Origin of the sequence: Agrococcus sp. HG114 (genome assembly GCF_024723325.1) — a bacterium.
Classification (GTDB): Bacteria; Actinomycetota; Actinomycetes; order Actinomycetales; family Microbacteriaceae; genus Agrococcus.
Map to the genome: position 1 here is coordinate 1 of NZ_JANQCH010000050.1, position 15,928 is coordinate 15,928.

The 15,928-nt window shown below is 72.8% G+C and carries 16 protein-coding genes and 1 pseudogene; 5 read left to right on the top strand and 12 right to left on the bottom strand.

Going from position 1 to position 15,928, the window contains the following annotated elements; translation table 11 throughout:
• The 4 genes from NWP09_RS06790 to guaB form a co-directional block, all read right to left on the bottom strand.
• A partial coding sequence (locus tag NWP09_RS06790; protein ID WP_258274776.1) for a PadR family transcriptional regulator occupies positions 1 to 416 on the bottom strand: 416 nt, incomplete at its 3' end.
• A complete protein-coding gene (locus tag NWP09_RS06795; protein ID WP_258274777.1) occupies positions 413 to 1,276 on the bottom strand; it encodes a DUF4097 domain-containing protein in 864 nt (287 codons plus the stop codon). The genes NWP09_RS06795 and NWP09_RS06790, both read right to left, overlap by 4 nt.
• Positions 1,277 to 1,596: 320 nt before the next feature.
• Positions 1,597 to 2,511, bottom strand: a complete 915-nt coding sequence (locus tag NWP09_RS06800) for a hypothetical protein (RefSeq protein WP_258274778.1) — start codon at positions 2,509 to 2,511, stop codon at positions 1,597 to 1,599.
• A gap of 234 nt (positions 2,512 to 2,745) precedes the next feature.
• Positions 2,746 to 4,254 (bottom strand): IMP dehydrogenase, encoded by a 1,509-nt coding sequence (guaB, locus tag NWP09_RS06805; protein ID WP_258274779.1) that lies wholly within the window; start codon positions 4,252 to 4,254, stop codon positions 2,746 to 2,748.
• Positions 4,255 to 4,481: 227 nt separating this feature from the next.
• Between guaB and NWP09_RS06810 the strand changes: the two genes are divergently transcribed.
• Genes NWP09_RS06810 through NWP09_RS06825 form a run of 4 tightly spaced genes read left to right on the top strand, consistent with a single transcriptional unit; the run spans position 4,482 to position 8,663 of the window.
• Positions 4,482 to 5,828 (top strand): branched-chain amino acid ABC transporter permease, encoded by a 1,347-nt coding sequence (locus NWP09_RS06810; RefSeq protein ID WP_258274780.1) that lies wholly within the window; start codon positions 4,482 to 4,484, stop codon positions 5,826 to 5,828.
• 3 nt (positions 5,829 to 5,831) lie between these two features.
• The gene (locus NWP09_RS06815; RefSeq protein ID WP_258274781.1) at positions 5,832 to 6,848 is read left to right on the top strand and encodes a branched-chain amino acid ABC transporter permease; all 1,017 of its coding nucleotides are present in this window, start codon (positions 5,832 to 5,834) and stop codon (positions 6,846 to 6,848) included.
• A complete protein-coding gene (locus tag NWP09_RS06820) occupies positions 6,841 to 7,809 on the top strand; it encodes an ABC transporter ATP-binding protein (protein WP_258274782.1) in 969 nt (322 codons plus the stop codon). Before NWP09_RS06815 ends, NWP09_RS06820 begins: the two co-directional genes overlap by 8 nt.
• A complete protein-coding gene (locus NWP09_RS06825; protein ID WP_258274783.1) occupies positions 7,806 to 8,663 on the top strand; it encodes an ABC transporter ATP-binding protein in 858 nt (285 codons plus the stop codon). The genes NWP09_RS06820 and NWP09_RS06825 overlap by 4 nt, the downstream gene beginning before the upstream one ends.
• Before the next feature lie 133 nt (positions 8,664 to 8,796).
• On the opposite strand, the gene NWP09_RS06830 is transcribed toward NWP09_RS06825, so the two are convergent.
• The 3 genes from NWP09_RS06830 to groES form a co-directional block, all read right to left on the bottom strand.
• On the bottom strand, positions 8,797 to 10,074 hold the full coding sequence (locus NWP09_RS06830; RefSeq protein WP_258274784.1) for an ABC transporter substrate-binding protein: 1,278 nt from the start codon (positions 10,072 to 10,074) through the stop codon (positions 8,797 to 8,799).
• Positions 10,075 to 10,249: 175 nt separating this feature from the next.
• Positions 10,250 to 11,173: an EamA family transporter RarD gene (gene rarD, locus NWP09_RS06835; RefSeq protein ID WP_258274785.1), complete on the bottom strand. Its 924-nt coding sequence runs from the start codon at positions 11,171 to 11,173 to the stop codon at positions 10,250 to 10,252.
• A gap of 64 nt (positions 11,174 to 11,237) precedes the next feature.
• Entirely contained in the window at positions 11,238 to 11,534 is a 297-nt protein-coding gene (gene groES / locus NWP09_RS06840) for a co-chaperone GroES (RefSeq protein ID WP_211450405.1), read from the bottom strand.
• A gap of 144 nt (positions 11,535 to 11,678) precedes the next feature.
• Here groES and NWP09_RS06845 point away from each other — a divergent pair, with 144 nt between their 5' ends.
• Complete coding sequence (locus NWP09_RS06845; protein ID WP_258274786.1) at positions 11,679 to 12,848, top strand: class I SAM-dependent methyltransferase; 1,170 nt, start codon at positions 11,679 to 11,681, stop codon at positions 12,846 to 12,848.
• Here NWP09_RS06845 and NWP09_RS06850 read toward each other — a convergent pair whose 3' ends face one another.
• The 5 genes and pseudogenes from NWP09_RS06850 to NWP09_RS06870 all read right to left on the bottom strand — a co-directional run.
• Positions 12,849 to 13,730: a hypothetical protein gene (locus tag NWP09_RS06850; protein ID WP_258274787.1), complete on the bottom strand. Its 882-nt coding sequence runs from the start codon at positions 13,728 to 13,730 to the stop codon at positions 12,849 to 12,851.
• A gap of 47 nt (positions 13,731 to 13,777) precedes the next feature.
• Entirely contained in the window at positions 13,778 to 14,146 is a 369-nt protein-coding gene (locus NWP09_RS06855) for a DUF4190 domain-containing protein (protein WP_258274788.1), read from the bottom strand.
• Entirely contained in the window at positions 14,143 to 15,261 is a 1,119-nt protein-coding gene (tsaD, locus tag NWP09_RS06860) for a tRNA (adenosine(37)-N6)-threonylcarbamoyltransferase complex transferase subunit TsaD (protein ID WP_258274789.1), read from the bottom strand. The genes NWP09_RS06855 and tsaD overlap by 4 nt, the downstream gene beginning before the upstream one ends.
• On the bottom strand, positions 15,258 to 15,725 hold the full coding sequence (rimI, locus tag NWP09_RS06865; protein ID WP_258274790.1) for a ribosomal protein S18-alanine N-acetyltransferase: 468 nt from the start codon (positions 15,723 to 15,725) through the stop codon (positions 15,258 to 15,260). Before rimI ends, tsaD begins: the two co-directional genes overlap by 4 nt.
• Positions 15,722 to 15,928, bottom strand: a pseudogene (locus tag NWP09_RS06870) (hypothetical protein); the annotation flags it as partial. The pseudogene NWP09_RS06870 and the gene rimI, both read right to left, overlap by 4 nt.

The following is a 15,928-nucleotide window of genomic DNA, read 5'->3' on the forward strand; positions in this document are numbered from 1 at the left end:
GGCGCGCTCGGGGCCCGCCGCGAGCTCCGGGCATCGCGCTCGGCCGCGGCGAGGTCCGCGCGCAGCGCCTGCATCGCGCTCCTGACGCCCGCGCGCACGTCGGACGCCATGCGCCGCACCGAGTCGGTGATCTCGCTCTCGAGATCGCGCAGCTCCGCCTCGCGGCCCGCGAGCTCCGCGCGACCGGTGTCGGTGATCGAGTAGGTGGTCTTGCGGCCGTCGACCGTCTTCGTCAGCAGGCCCTCCTCCTCGAGCTTCGCGAGGCGGGGGTAGATCGTGCCGGCGCTCGGCGAGTACGTGCCGCCGAAGCGCTGCTCGAGCGCCTGCATGAGCTCGTAGCCGTGGCGGGGCGCCTCGGCGAGCAGGCTCAGCAGGTAGAGCCGGAGCGCCCCGTGGCCGAAGACGGCGGGGCTCACGCGTCCCTCCGCACGACGGTGACGTCGCCCGAGACGGTGTTGGCGCTGAAGCCGAACGCGTTCGTGCCGTCGACCACCTCGGAGCCGCCGCGCTTCGGCAGCGCGCGCCCGACGATCGAGCCGCGGCCCGAGACGGTGCGCGTGGTCGCCCGCACCCCCTGCCCCGCGTCGAGCCGCAGGGTGACGTCGGCCGAGACGGTGTTGACCGTGATGCTGCGGGGCGAGCCGAGCACGTCGAGCAGCACCTCGCCGCTCACGGTGTCGACGCCCACCTCGTCGAGCGCGCCGCTCGCGGTGACGCTCGCCGAGACGGCGTTGACCGATAGCCGGCCTGCGCCGCCCGACACCTCGATGTCGCCGGAGACGGTGTTGAGCTCGAGCGCCCCGTGGTGCGACTCGATCTGCAGCTGCCCCGAGACGGTGCTGAGCGTCGCGCTCGCGCCGAGCCCGGAGACGAGGGCGGATGCGTTGACCTGGCCGAGCGAGAGCGCGACGTCCCTGGGCACGAGGATGCTGAGCTCGGCCCGGGCGCGGACGCCCACGAGGGCCTTGACGGACTCCCACACGTCGTCCCAGCTCACGCGGGGGTGGGAGATCGAGAGCCGGCCGCCCTCGAGCCTGACGGTGAGGTCGCGGCCCTCGACGCGGTGCACCTCGACGCGGGCGGTCGGCTCGTCGTGGCCGACGATGTCGACGCTGCCGCCCACGATGCCGACGCGCAGCGAGCGCACGGCGTCGAGGTCGATGACGCGGCTCTCGCCCTCGCGGACGACCCACTGCTCGGTGATGGTGTCGGCGCCGGAGGCGGATGCGCCGGAGGCGCTGCGCGGCCGGGTGTCGCCGTCGAACTGCTGGTCCATGCTGTGCTCCTCGCTGCTGTCGACCCGCGGGCCGCTCGGAACGCGATATAACGCGTCTTCGCGACACACGATATATCGCGTCTCGCCGCGGCACAACCCCCGGCGCCTGTCGATGCGACCCCGCCTTCGCCGACGGGTGCGCCCGTGCCGACGGGGTGCGCGCCCACCACCACCCGTGGCGCAGGAGTGCACCCGTCCGCGCGGTCGCGAACTGGAGCGAGGCGCACGGGAGGCGCCGGACCGGGCCACCCGTCGCGCACGAGTGCACCCGTCCGCGCGGTCGCGAGCTGGAGCGAGGCGGGTGCGGGCGCGGGCGCGGCCTACCAGCCGGGCAGCACGCGACGGCCGACCGGCAGGCCGTGCCGGACGAGGAGAGCGCGCAGGCGCAACGGGGCGAGCGCGTCGGCCCACATCCAGCGCGCGACGTCGTGCGTCTCGCGCAGGGCGTCCTCGCGACGCTTCTCCTCCACGAGCGCATCGACGCCGCTCCGGCTCGAGCGCTGCGCGACGATGCCGTACTTGAGGGCGCCGTCGAACTCGCCGGCGAGCGGTCGCCGCCCTGGCCGCTGCCAGCAGAAGTCGAGCCAGCGGTCGCCCGCCGCCGCGGTGCGCACCCGCACCTGCAGGTCGGGGCGCGGCGCCCCGATGCGGTGGATCGTGACGCGGCTCAGGCTCTCCCCCGGCGACTCCGAGCGGCCGTCCGCGAAGCCGATGACCCATGCCGCGCGCCGCCGGCCGCGCGGGCTCTGCCGCGCCAGCGCCTCCTGCAGCGCCTCGCGCTCGACGCGCCCTGCCGCGAGCGCCGCGTCGAGCGCGCTCACCGCGACGTGCTGCGGGAGCCGTCGCGCGACGTCCGCGAGCAGGTACGGCAGCGCCAGGCGCGCCGGCTCCCCCGGCGGCGCCACCACGTCGGCGTCGTCGAGTGCGACGTGCGTGTGCGCGACGCCGCTGCGCCGCCCGCTCGTCGACATCCCGCCGATCGTCGCGACGACGTCCGGGGCGACCCCGAACGGCAGCCCTTCGAGCGCGAGGCCCGCCTGCAGCGCGAAGACCGGTGCCGAGCGCGTCGCCGCGACCGCGCGCACGCGCGCCCGGAAGCGCTCGTCCGCGTGGGCCGCGGCCCATGCCTCGGCGTCGACGTACGCGTCGCGGCGCAGCCGCACGAGCGAGGGGTCCCGGTCCGGCCGCGTCGTGCCGTCCGTCGCATCCGACCGGCCGAGGATGTGCATGCCCACGGCGCGGCATCCTGCAGCGCCGGCGCCACCGCGCGCGGCGCCGCCGCGCGCGCCTGTGGAGACCGCGGGCGACGGGTGCGCGCATGCCCGGCGGGTGCGCGCATCCCGGCACCCGTCGGGCACGAGCGCACCCCGTGCGGGAGGAGGCCCGATCACGAGGAGGAGGCCCGGTCACGAGGCGGTGACGCGACGAGGCCGCCCCGCGGGATGCGGGACGGCCTCGTCGCGGAGCGGTCAGCGGCGATAGTTGGGCGCCTCGACCACCATCTGGATGTCGTGCGGGTGCGACTCCTTGAGCCCCGCCGCGGTGATCTGCACGAAGCGGCCCTTCGACTTGAGCTCGTCGATCGTGCGCGCGCCGGTGTAGAACATCGACTGCCGCAGGCCGCCGACGAGCTGGTAGGCGACGGATCCGAGCGGGCCGCGGTAGGGCACCTGGCCCTCGATGCCCTCGGCGATGAGCTGCTCGTCGCTCGGCACGTCGGCCTGGAAGTAGCGGTCGCGCGAGTACGAGGTCTTCTTGCCGCGCGTCTGCATCGCGCCGAGGGAGCCCATGCCGCGGTACGACTTGAACTGCTTGCCGTTGACGAGCACGAGGTCGCCGGGGCTCTCGTTCGTGCCCGCCAGCAGCGAGCCGAGCATGACCGAGGAGCCGCCCGCGACGAGCGCCTTCGCGATGTCGCCCGAGTACTGCAGGCCGCCGTCTGCGATCACGGGGATGTCGGTGCCCGCGTCGTGCGCGGCGCGGGCGGCGTCGTAGATGGCCGTGACCTGCGGCACGCCGACGCCCGAGACGACGCGCGTCGTGCAGATGGAGCCGGGACCCACGCCCACCTTCACGGCGTCGACGCCCGCCTCGATGAGCGCGGCCGCGCCCTCGTAGGTCGCGACGTTGCCTCCGATGATGTCGATGTCGTCGAAGCGCGCGTCGCCCTTGAGCGCCGCGACCATGTCGAGCACGCCCTGGCTCTCGCCGTTCGCGGTGTCGACGACGATGACGTCGACGCCGGCCTCCGCGAGCGCCACCGCGCGATCGAACGCGTCGCCGAAGAAGCCGATGGCGGCGCCGACGCGCAGGCGGCCCTGCGGGTCCTTCGTCGCGTTCGGGTACTGCTCGACCTTGTCGAAGTCCTTGACGGTGATGAGCCCGCCGAGCCGGCCCTCGTCGTCGACGAGCGGCAGCTTCTCGAGCTTCGTCTGGTGGAAGATCTCGAACGCCTCCTCGCGGGAGATGCCGACCTTCGCGGTCTTGAGCGGCGAGGGCGTCATGATGTCGCGCACGAGCGTCGTCGCGAACTCGTCGCGCGGCACGAACCGCATGTCGCGGTTCGTGACGATGCCCACGAGCACGTTCTGCTCGTCGACGACCGGCAGGCCCGAGACCTTGAACTCGCCGCAGACGCGGTCGACCTCCTCGATCGTCGCGTCGGGCCGCGTCGTGACCGGATCGGTGATCATGCCCGACTCCGAGCGCTTCACGCGGTCGACCATCGCCGCCTGGTCCTCGATCGCGAGGTTGCGGTGGATGATCCCGATGCCGCCCTGCCGCGCCATGGCGATCGCCATGCGGTCCTCGGTCACGGTGTCCATCGCGCTCGACACGAGCGGGATCGCGAGGCGGATGCGACGCGAGAGCCGCGTCGCGGTGTCGGCTTCGCTGGGGATCACATCCGTCCGCCCCGGCAGCAGCATGACGTCGTCGTAGGTGAGGCCGATCGGCCCGAACGGATTGCGCATCTCCATCGCTCTCATCGTATCGATTCGGTTACGGTCCGGCGGCATCCTGGTGAAGTTGCCCGCGGGGACGGATGAATTGGTCAAGGAGCGGCGAAGGCGCCGCTACTGTGTCACCACCGATGTAACGGGCATCAGGCGAGCGGCATTCCTGCCTCCTCGTCGCCCCACAGCATGGAGGACATGTGAAGACGTCCAGCAGACCGCGACGGAGCGGGCTGCGGCGAGTGATCGCTGTGGCTCTGGCCGTCATGGGGATGGTGGCCGGCGGTGCGACCGCGGTCGCGGCCGCCCCGCTGCCCCTGACGGAGCAGCCGAGCCCCTACAACTTCAACGGCATCATCCGCGACGGCCAGACGCCCATCGAGGGCGTCGAGATCACCGTCACGGGCAACGGCGTCGACGAGACGGTGGCGACAGGCCCCGATGGCCGCTGGCTCATCGGCGTGCCGGAGACCGGCACGTACACCGTCTCGATCGACACGTCGACGCTGCCGGAGGGGCTCACGCTCCGCGACCCCAGCTTCGAGAGCCGGGAGTTCGAGGTCGGAGGCTCGACCGCGGTCGGCGTCCTCTTCCCGTTCGGCCCCTCCACGGGCGGCGGGACGGGCGGCGAGGGCGGCCCGAGCGGCGCGCCGGTGCCGTCGGGCGAGGCGACGCCGGGCGGCACGAGCGACACGGGGGCGCGATCGAACGACTTCGGCTCGCAGCTGCTGTCGCGCATCATCTCGGGCGTCAACTTCGGCCTGCTGCTCGCGCTCGCGGCGATCGGCATCACCCTCATCTTCGGCACCACGGGCGTCAACAACTTCGCGCACGGCGAGCTGCTGACCTTCGGCGGCATCGTCTTCTACGCGACCACGACGCTCGTGAACTGGCCGGCGTGGATCGCAGTCATCGTGACGCTCGTCGCGTCCGCCGCGTTCGGCTGGGCCCACGACTGGGGCATCTTCAAGCCGCTGCGCCGCCGGCGCGTGGGGCTCGTGCAAGTGCTCATCGTCACGATCGGCCTCTCGATCGCGCTGCGCTACTTCTACCAGTTCCTGATCGGCGGCGGCACCGAGGGGCTCTCGGTCGAACGGGGCGCGATCCTCCAGGTCGGCCCGGTCCTCATGCGCATGTCGAACGTCGTGAGCATGGTGATCGCGATCGTCGTGCTGCTGGCCATCGGCTACTTCCTGACCCGCACCCGCATCGGCAAGGCGACGCGGGCGGTGAGCGACAACGCGGGCCTCGCGGCGGCCTCCGGCATCGACGTCGACCGGGTCATCCGCATCGTGTGGGTGCTCGCGGGCCTGCTCACCGGCGGCGCCGGCATCCTCTACACCTACTTCATCGGCGCGAACATCAAGTGGGACGTCGGCTTCACGATCCTGCTCCTGCTGTTCGCCGCCGTCACGCTCGGCGGCCTCGGCAGCGCGTTCGGCGCGCTCGTGGGCGCGCTCGTCATCGGCCTCGTGACCGAGATCGCGACGCTGTTCATCGCACCCGACCTCCGCTACGCGATCGCGCTGCTGGTGCTCATCCTGGTGCTGCTGTTCCGGCCGCAGGGCATCCTCGGCCGCCGGGAAAGGATCGGCTGACCCATGGACTTCCTCTCCATCCTCAACACGGCTGCCGGCGAGATCCTCTCGCCCACCACCGCGGCGTTCGCGCTCGCGACGATCGGCCTCAACATCCACTTCGGCTACTCGGGCCTGCTGAACTTCGGGCACGCGGGCTTCATGGCGATCGGGGCGTACGCGTTCGCGATCTTCACGATGATGGTCGACCCGACGGCGACGCTCGGCTGGCCCGCGTGGCTGTCGTTCGTGGTCGCGGTGCTCGTCGCGGTCGTCGCCGCGGTGATCTTCGCGCTCATCCTCGGCATCCCGACGCTGCGGCTGCGCGGCGACTACCTCGCGATCGTGACGATCGCGGCCGCCGAGATCATCCGCTTCACCGTCCGCACGCAGGACCTCACCGCCGTCACGGGCGGCTCGCAGGGCCTGCGCGGCCAGGACTACAAGGGCGACTTCGACGCGATGAACCCGCTCACGGGCAGCACCTACGGGTTCGGCCCCTGGACCGCGACCGCCTACGACACCTGGGTGCGCATCGTCGCCTGGTCGCTCGTGATCGTCGCGCTCATCCTCGTGTGGCTGCTCATGCGCAGCCCGTGGGGCCGCGTCATCAAGGGCATCCGCGAGGACGAGGACGCCGTGCGCTCGCTCGGCAAGAACGTCTACAGCTACAAGATGCAGGCGCTCGTGCTCGGCGGCGTCATGGGCGCGGTCGCCGGCGTCATGTTCGTGCTGCCCCGCGCCGTGCAGCCCGACAACTTCGCGACGACGATGACCTTCTACATCTGGACGGCCCTGCTGCTCGGCGGCGCCGCGACGGTGTTCGGGCCCCTGCTGGGCTCCATCCTCTTCTGGGTGCTGCTCTCGCTCACGGGCGGCATCATCAACGTGCTGCACGGGATGGGCGTGTTCGGCGAGATGTCCGGCTCGCAAGCAGGGCAGATCCGGTTCGTACTCATCGGCATCGCACTGATGCTGCTGGTGGTCTTCCGACCACAGGGCATCCTCGGCAACAAGAAGGAGCTGTCGTTCAATGTCTGAGACGACCACGCCTCCCACCACGCATCCGCTCGTCGACGGCGAGGTCGGCCCCGGCTGCAAGAAGGTCGACCCGATCGTCGTCGCCGACGGCGTCGTGCGGCAGTTCGGCGGCCTCACGGCCGTCGACGTCGAGCACGTCGAGATCCCGCGGGGCATGATCACCGCGCTCATCGGGCCGAACGGCGCGGGGAAGACGACGTTCTTCAACCTGCTCACGGGATTCGACCGGCCGAACAAGGGCACCTGGTCGTTCGAGGGCCAGTCGCTCGCGCACGTGCCGAGCCACAAGGTCGCGCGCCGCGGGATGGTGCGCACCTTCCAGCTCACGAAGTCGCTCGGCCGCCTCACGGTGCTGCAGAACATGCTGCTCGGCGCGCGCGACCAGCGCGGCGAGGGCATCTTCGCGGCCCTCGTCCGGCCGCTGTGGGCGAAGCAGGAGGCGGCGAACGTCGAGCGCGCCGACGCGCTGCTCGCCCGGTTCAAGCTCGATGCGAAGCGCGAGGACTACGCCGCGTCGCTCTCGGGCGGGCAGCGCAAGCTGCTCGAGATGGCGCGCGCGCTCATGAGCGAGCCGACCCTCGTGATGCTCGACGAGCCGATGGCCGGCGTGAACCCCGCGCTCACGCAGTCGCTGCTCGACCACGTGAAGGGGCTCAAGGACGACGGCATGACCGTGCTCTTCGTCGAGCACGACATGCACATGGTGCGCCACATCTCCGACTGGGTCGTGGTGATGGCGGAGGGCCGGGTCGTCGCCGAGGGTCCGCCCGAGACGATCATGCAGGACCAGGCGGTCGTGGACGCGTACCTCGGCGCGCACCACGACACCGACCTCGGCACGCTGACGAACCAGCAGGTGGCGCAGATCCACGAGGCGGCCGAGGAGGAGGTGCCCATCGACCCCGAGGCATCCGCCCCCGCCGATGCGGCACGCGCAGACGATCAGGAGGGCCAGCGATGACCGCGACCGGAGCGACCGCGACGCCGGTGCTCGAGACGAGGGACCTCGTCGCGGGCTACCTGCCGGGCGTCAACATCCTGAACGGCTGCTCGATCGTCGCGAACCAGGGCGACCTCATCGGCATCATCGGCCCGAACGGCGCCGGCAAGTCGACGCTGCTCAAGGCCGTGTTCGGGCAGGTGAGCATCCGCGAGGGCTCGGTGCTGCTCAACGGCGACGAGATCACCGGCCTCAAGGCCGACAAGCTCGTCAGCAAGGGCGTCGGCATGGTGCCGCAGAACAACAACGTGTTCCCCTCGCTCACGATCGAGGAGAACCTCGAGATGGGGCTCTTCCAGGAGCCGAAGATGTTCAAGGAGCGCTTCGAGTTCGTCGGCGCGCTCTTCCCCGAGCTCGTGAAGCGGCGCAAGCAGCGGGCCGGGAGCCTCTCGGGCGGCGAGCGCCAGATGGTCGCGATGGGGCGCGCGCTCATGATGGACCCGGCCGTGCTGCTGCTCGACGAGCCGAGCGCGGGACTGAGCCCCGTCCGCCAGGACGAGACGTTCCTGCGCGTCGCCGAGATCAACAGCCACGGGGTGACGATCGTGATGGTCGAGCAGAACGCCCGCCGATGCCTGCAGATCGCGCACCGCGCGTACGTGCTCGACCAGGGCAAGGACGCCTACACCGGGACCGGCCGCGAGATGCTCAACGACCCGAAGGTCATCCAGCTCTACCTCGGGACGCTCGCGACCGACGTCGAGGAGAAGGCACGCACGGGCGCGCAGCCCACGGTCGTCGAGCCGGGCCGCGGCGCGTCGGGGGCGACCCGGGCCACCACTCCCCCGGCCGAGGACGAGCCGACCACGCCGTAGTCCCGCGTCACGAGGGCCCCGCTGCACGCAGCGGGGCCCTCTGCCGTCGCCCGGCGGCCCCGGCGGCACAGCGAGGTGCGCACGGCGCAGCAAGAGGGCCCCGCCGCAGCGGGGCCCTCTCGTGCGCGTCAGGTCACTCGTTGAGCGAGCCGAACTCCGCGTTCAGGAAGGAGTACTTGTTGTCGGCACCGTACTGGTAGATGCCGATGTACGCCTCGGTGGGGTCGCCGTTCTCGTCGAACTCGATCGGGCCCGAGGGACCGTTGTAGTCGATGTCCTCGCCGTCGGCGATGAGCTGCAGGCACTCGGCGACCTCGGTGCACTCCGTGCCCTCGGTCGACACCGCCTGCAGGTTGTCGCGGATGGTGATCGCGTCGGCGCTGCCGCCCTGCGCCGCCGCGAGGGCCGCGAGGATGACCGCGTCGTACGACTCCGGGCCGTACGAGAAGTCCTGCAGGTTCGGGTCCTGCTCGAGCAGGCGGTCGCGGAACGTCTCGTCGGCGGGGTTGCCGGGCAGCGTGCCCTTCGCGCCGTCGAGCGTGCCCTCGGGGAAGTTGTAGTCGTTCGACAGGTTGCCGTCGACGAAGTACATCCCCGAGGCCGGGAAGCCCTGCGTCACGAGCTCCGGCACGATCTGCGCCGTCTCCGCGAACGCGATGATCGCGATCGCGTCGGGCTGGGCCGCGACGACCTCGGCGACCTGCGACGAGAAGTTCGTGTCGCCGGGGTTGTAGAGCACGCTCGCGGCGACCGTGCCGCCCGCGGCCTCGACCGCCGCGGCCGCGTTCTCCTGGAGGCCGGTGCCGTACGGGTCGTTGATCGTGATGAATCCGACGCTCGCCGCGCCGTCGCCCGTCATGAGGTTGCCGAGCACGCGGCCCTGCAGCACGTCGGAGGGCGCGGTCCGCCAGTAGAACCCCTCGTCCTCGTAATCCGAGAAGTCGGGCGACGTGTTCGCCGGCGAGATCTGCACCACCTGCGCGTCGATGAGCTGGTCGATGAACGTGAACGACACGCCCGACGACGCGGCGCCGATGACGACGTCCGCACCAGCGGAGATGAGCTCGCCCGCCGACGCGGTCGCGATGTCGGTCGTGGTGTCGCCGGAGTCGCGGTGCTGCACGTCGACCTCGAACTCGAAGCCCGCCTCCTCGAGGTCGGCGGCGGCGAGGTCCACGCCCGCGAACTCGGGCGGGCCGAGGAACGCGAGGTTGCCCGTCTGGGGCAGGATCGTGCCGATGACGAACGAGGTGTCGGTCTCGCCCGAGCCCTCGGTGGGGCCGGCGGAGCCGGAGGGGGACGGGGTGCCGCCGCCGGCGCAGGCGGCGAGCAGCAGGACGCCGGCGGTCGCGGCGCCGAGCGCCGCGGCACGGCGGGGCTGCGACCCCTTGGTGCGAAGGAAGGACTGCATTGTGCTCCTCAGTTGCGTGGGACGCGCGCTGTCGCGCGCGTTTGCACCACAGTAAGCGAGCACCGCGCGCATTTCGGCCCTTCCGCGTTACGTCCTGGTAACGGTCTTGGCGCACGCGACCCGGCCTGCGCGAGGCAACGGCGCATCCTGGGCGCGCCTTGAGGGGCGGATGCGCTCAGGCGGCGGGCGGGACGGGCCGCGGCCTGCGGAGGCGCCGGCCGAGGAGGTCGACCGAGACGAGCACGAGCGAGAGCCACACGAGGCAGAAGCCGATCCAGCGCTCGAGGGGCATCGGCTCGAGCATGACGAACGCGCCGAAGAGGAACGAGATGATCGGCGCGAGGTACTGCGTGAAGGCGAGGGCGGTGAGCGAGATCCGCCGCGCGGCCGCCGCGAACGCGAGGAGCGGGATCGCGGTGACGAGCCCGAGCCCCACGGTGCCCCAGATGCCGGCCGCCCCGTTCGCGCCCACCGTGACGCCGTGGAGCGAGATCGCGACCGCGAGCATGACGAGCGACGCGGGGAGCGCGGCCGTGGTCTCGATCGTGAACCCCGACAGCGCATCCACCGACCCGCCCACGCGCTTCTTGATCAGGCCGTAGACGCCGAACGAGAGCGCGACGATGAGCCCGATCCACGGCACCTCGCCGTAGCCGACGACCATGACGATGACGCCGACGGCGCCGAGCCCCACCGCGACCCACTGCACGGGGCGCAGCCGCTCCCCGAGGAAGAGCACCGCGAGCACGACGCTCACGAGGGGGTTGAGGAAGTAGCCCAGGCTCGTCTCGAGCACCCGGTCGGTCAGCACGCCGATGATGAACGCGGTCCAGTTGACGAGCACGGCGTGGCCTGCGACCACGAGCGTCCAGGTGTCGCGCCGGCTGCGGAGGATCCCGCGCAGCCTCGCCCACCCGCGCGTCATCGCGACGAGGCCGAACGCGACCGCGACCGAGGCGAGCACGCGCCAGCCGATGAGCTCGAAGCCGTCGATGCCCTTCGTCAGCTGCAGGTAGACGGGCACGACGCCCCAGAACGCGTACGCGAACAGCGCGTACCAGAGCCCGGTCGCGCCGGCGCTGCGCTGCTCGCGCATCATCCCTCCCTCAGAACGGCGAAGGCGGCGCCCCCGCAGGGGCGCCGCCGCGCTGATGCGTGCTGGCTCAGCGCTCGACGATCGCGAGCACGTCGCGGGCCGAGAGCACGAGGTACTCGTCGGCACCGAACTTGACCTCGGTGCCGCCGTACTTCGAGTAGAGCACCTTGTCGCCGACGCTCACGTCGATCGGCACGCGGTTGCCGTTGTCGTCGATGCGGCCGGGGCCCACCGCCACGACCTCGCCCTCCTGGGGCTTCTCCTTGGCGGTGTCAGGGATGACGAGACCGCTTGCAGTGGTCGTCTCTGCCTCGACCTGCTTGATGACGATGCGGTCCTCGAGCGGCTTGATGGAAACCGACACGGTTGCCTCTTTCTTGTCAGACTCTGGGGCGCGTCCGATCGTGCCGGACGCCACGAGCCAGCCTACGGCGAGAGTTGGCACTCGGTCAACATGAGTGCCAACCGGACGGCGGCGCGCTGGGCCCCGTGGTGTTGGATGAGTGCGATGGACGCCGACGCGCTGCGACTGCTGCTCTCGAAGGAGGGGCTCGCCCTGCTCGACCGCGCCGACGCGGGGCTCGGCGGCGACGAGGTCGTGCGCACGGTCGCCGCGCTCCGCGCTGAGGGCCACGATCCGCGGCTCGTCGCGGCGGTGCTCACCCAGGCGCGGCTGCGCCGGCGGGCGAGGGCGAAGTTCGGCGAGTTCGCCGCGGGCATGCTCTTCACCGAGGCGGGCCTCGAGCAGGCCACGCGCCTCAGGGTCGCGGCGCACCACGCCGGGCGGATGCGCGAGGCGGGCATCGTCTCGGTCGCCGACCTGGGGTGCGGGATCGGCGCCGACGCGCTCGCCTTCGCGACGCTCGGGCTCGAGGTCACCGCGGTCGAGCGCGACGAGGTGACCGCCGCGATCGCGGCCTACAACCTCGCCGCGTGGCACGCGAGGGTCGTGCACGGCGACGCGCTCGAGACGCCCGTCGACGCCGAGGCGCTCTGGTTCGACCCCGCTCGGCGCGAGGGCGGGCGGCGCCTGAGCGACCCGGGCGACTGGTCGCCGCCGCTCGACGCCGTCTTCGCCCGCGCCGCCGCGCAGCCGGCGGGCGTGAAGCTCGCGCCCGGCATCGACCGCGCGCTGCTGCCGACCGACGCCGAGCAGCAGTGGGTGACCGACGGGCTCGAGACGGTCGAGGCGGTCGTCTGGACGGGCGCGCTCGCCCGCCCGGCAGCACCCCGGAGCGCGCTCGTGCTGGGCGACGGGGTCGCGGCCGAGCTCACGGGCGAGCCGGCACATCCCGAGCCGGGCGAGCTCGGCGAGTGGCTCTACGAGCCGGCGGGCGCCGTGATCCGCGCCGAGCTCATCGGCGCGCTCGCCGAGCGCCTCGGCGCCCGCAGCGTGAGCGAGCAGATCGCGTACCTCACGGGAGACGCGCTCGTCGCGACGCCCCTCGCGCAGGCCTTCCGGGTGCGTGAGACGCTGCCGCTCGACGAGCGGCGCATCGCGCAGCGGCTGCGCGAGCTCGGCATCGGCGAGCTCGAGATCAAGAAGCGCGGCGCCGACGTCGATCCGGCGGCGCTGCGCAGGCGCCTCAAGCTCAAGGGCGACGAGCGGGCGACGCTCATCGCGACCCGTGTCGGCAGCCGCCACCGCGCGATCCTCGCGGACCGCGCGCATCCGTGATCAGTACTGGCTGATCTGGGTCAGGTAGGGGATCCAGTTCACGAGCATGATGATGACCAGCACGATGCAGATGATGAACACGACCGAGCTGCCGATCGCCGCGATCATCGGCCACGGACGGCCCTCGGGGTTCTTCTTCATCGCGATGAAGCCGAGGATCGCACCGATGAGCGCGAACAGCCAGCCCGAGCCGGCCGCCCACATGCCGAGGAAGCCCAGGCCGCCGAGGATGAGGGCGGCGATCGTGATGCCGGTGAGCTTGCGCTGACCGGGAGCGGCGCCGTAGGCGGCGGGCGCGTAGCCGGCCGCGGGGTCGCCGTAGGGCGCCGACTGCCCGTAGCCCGGCGCCGGGCTGTAGCCGGGCTGCGCGTACCCCGCGGGCTGGTAGCCGGGCTGCTGCCCGTAGCCCGTGCCCTGCTCGCCGTAGCCCGGCTGGCCGTAGGGGGCCGAGGGCTGCTCGCCGTAGCCCGGCTGGCCGTAGGGTGCGGACGGCTGCTCGCCGTAGCCCGGCTGCTGCCCGTAGGGCGCCGCCGGCTGCTCGCCGTAGCCGGGCTGGCCGTACGGCTGCTGGCCGTAGGGCTGCTGCTCGCCGTAGCCCGGCTGCTGGCCGTAGGCCGGCTGTCCGTGGCCGGTCGTGCCCGCCTGGCCGTACGGGCCGTCGACGGGGGCGGAGGGCTGGCCGTAGCCGGGGGCGCTCATCCCGCCCGCGTACGGCTGCTGGTCGTACGACTGCTGGCCGTAGGGCTGCTGCTCGCCGCCGGCGACCGGAGCCTGCCCGAACTCGGCCGCGGGCTGCGCGTGCGCCTCGGGCGCGACGTGCTCGCCGCCCTCGCTGTCGGGGCGACGGAAGCGGTCGTCGGCCTGCGGGAACTGCTCGGTCACGGGATCCTCCTCGGCACGCGCGCGGGTGCGCGACCCCACCGTATCGCCTACCGGGGCGGCTGCACCTGCGCGACGAGCTCGACGATCATCGCGATGCCGGTGACGGTCGCGATCGCGAGCGCCACGAGCGTCACGGCGCCGAGGATGATCGCCCAGAGCGCGAGCAGGCGGCCGTCCTCGCCGGTGCGCCGGACCTGCCCGAGCGCGATCCCGCCGAGCACGATCGCGGCGATCGAGCCGAGCCCGATGAGGATGGTCGTGCCGCTCGCGGCGGCGAGGATCGCGAGCATCGCGAGCGTGTTCGTCCGCGGCCCCGGATGCGTCGGCGCGCTCCACGGGGCCGGCTGCGGCGCCGCCGCGGGCCGGTAGGGCGGCGGCGCGCCCCACCCCGGCTGCTGCCACGCGCTGCTCGTCATGCCGTGCCCCCTCGTCCCGCTCGACCCCGATCCTGCCAGCCCGGGCTGTGGATCGGCGCATCGCCCGTGACCTGCACCGTGCTCGCGTCGAGCGTCGACTCGGCTGCGAAGCCCGCGGGGCTCGGCGCGTCGCCGCGCGCGACGAGCATCGCGCCGACCGCCGCGATCATCGCGCCGTTGTCGGTGCACAGGTCGAGCGGCGGGATGCGCAGCAGCACCCCCGCCGCGTCGGCGCGCTCGGCGGCGACCTCGCGCAGCCGCCGGTTCGCGACCACGCCGCCGCCGAGCAGGAGCCGCGGGATGCCGAGCTCGGCGCACGCGTCGAGCGCCTTCGCGACGAGCACGTCGACGACCGCCTCGCGGAAGCTCGCCGCGACGTCGGCGATCGGCAGCGGCTCCCCCGCCGCCTCCGCTCGCTCGACGTGGCGCGCGACCGCGGTCTTGAGCCCCGAGAACGAGAAGTCGAAGCGGTGCCGCTCGCGGTCCTTCGGCGCGGTGAGCCCGCGCGGGAACCGGATCGCCGCGGGGTCGCCGCCGACCGCCGCCGCGTCGATCGAGGGGCCGCCGGGATAGCTGAGGCCCAGCAGCCGCGCCGTCTTGTCGAACGCCTCGCCCGCGGCGTCGTCGATCGTCTCGCCGAGCAGCTCGACGTCGCCCGCGAGCTCGCGCACCACGAGCAGCGACGTGTGGCCGCCCGAGACGAGCAGCGCGACCGTGGGCAGCTCGAGCGGCTCCCCCGAGAGCACGTCGGCGGCGACGTGGCCGACGAGGTGGTTGACGCCGTAGAGCGGCAGCTCGCGCGCGGTCGCGAGGCCCTTCGCCGCGCCGATGCCCACCATGAGCGCGCCCGCGAGCCCGGGGCCGGCGGTCACGGCGACCGCGTCGAGGTCGTCGAGCGTGAGCCCCGCGTCGTCGAGCGCGGCGAGGATCGTCGGCTGCATCTGCTCGAGGTGCGCGCGCGCGGCGATCTCGGGCACGACGCCGCCGAAGCGCGCGTGCAGCTCCATCGACGAGGCGATGCGGTTCGCGAGCAGCTCGGTGCCGCGCACGATGCCCACGCCCGTCTCGTCGCAGCTCGTCTCGATGCCGAGCACCACCGGTGCCGCCGCGCTCATCGCGCCTCCCGCTTCATCACGACCGCGTCGACGCCCTCGGGCTGGTAGTAGCCGGGCCGCACCCCGATCTCGCGGAACCCCGTCGACTCGTACAGCGCGCGCGCGACGGGGTTGTCGGCGCGCACCTCGAGGAAGAGCTCCTGCACGCCGCGCCGCGCCGCCTCGGCGAGCAGCTCCGCGAGCAGCGCCCGGCCGAGCCCGCGACCGCGCCACCCCTCCTCGACGGCGATCGTCTGCACGTCGCCCTCCACGCCCACGGCGCGCAGGCCCGCGTAGCCGACCACCGCATCCGCGTCGTCGACCGCGACGATGTAGCGCCCCCACTCGCTCGCGACCTCCGCGCGCATCGTGTCGCGCTGCCACGCGCTCGCGCCGAACGCGGCGTGCTCGAGCGCCATGATCGCGTCGAGGTCGTCGCTGCCGGCGGTGCGGATCCGCGCGGGCGCCGCGCCGGGCGCGGTCACTGCGACACCCGCTTCGGCCCCGCCGACGGCACCGCGTCGGCCTCGCGCAGGTAGAGGGCCTCGCGCACCTCGGCGGCGCCCCTCGCGGCGGCGCGGGCGAGGAGCGACGCGTCGATCGCCTCCGCGTCGACCCGCGGCAGGGCCTGTCTCTTATACAAATCCGACGCTGCCGACGACCCCATACGTGTACATGTCGGCGGGCG

Bases quoted from the DNA above. Each gene is read 5' to 3' on its own strand.
- NWP09_RS06830 (WP_258274784.1), bottom strand. From the start codon at position 10,074: ATGCAGTCCTTCCTTCGCACCAAGGGGTCGCAGCCCCGCCGTGCCGCG.
- rarD (WP_258274785.1), bottom strand. From the start codon at position 11,173: ATGATGCGCGAGCAGCGCAGCGCCGGCGCGACCGGGCTCTGGTACGCG.
- tsaD (WP_258274789.1), bottom strand. From the start codon at position 15,261: ATGAGCGCGGCGGCACCGGTGGTGCTCGGCATCGAGACGAGCTGCGAC.
- NWP09_RS06795 (WP_258274777.1), bottom strand. From the start codon at position 1,276: ATGGACCAGCAGTTCGACGGCGACACCCGGCCGCGCAGCGCCTCCGGC.
- NWP09_RS06855 (WP_258274788.1), bottom strand. From the start codon at position 14,146: ATGACGAGCAGCGCGTGGCAGCAGCCGGGGTGGGGCGCGCCGCCGCCC.
- guaB (WP_258274779.1), bottom strand. From the start codon at position 4,254: ATGGAGATGCGCAATCCGTTCGGGCCGATCGGCCTCACCTACGACGAC.
- NWP09_RS06825 (WP_258274783.1), top strand. From the start codon at position 7,806: ATGACCGCGACCGGAGCGACCGCGACGCCGGTGCTCGAGACGAGGGAC.
- NWP09_RS06845 (WP_258274786.1), top strand. From the start codon at position 11,679: ATGGACGCCGACGCGCTGCGACTGCTGCTCTCGAAGGAGGGGCTCGCC.
- NWP09_RS06815 (WP_258274781.1), top strand. From the start codon at position 5,832: ATGGACTTCCTCTCCATCCTCAACACGGCTGCCGGCGAGATCCTCTCG.
- NWP09_RS06820 (WP_258274782.1), top strand. From the start codon at position 6,841: ATGTCTGAGACGACCACGCCTCCCACCACGCATCCGCTCGTCGACGGC.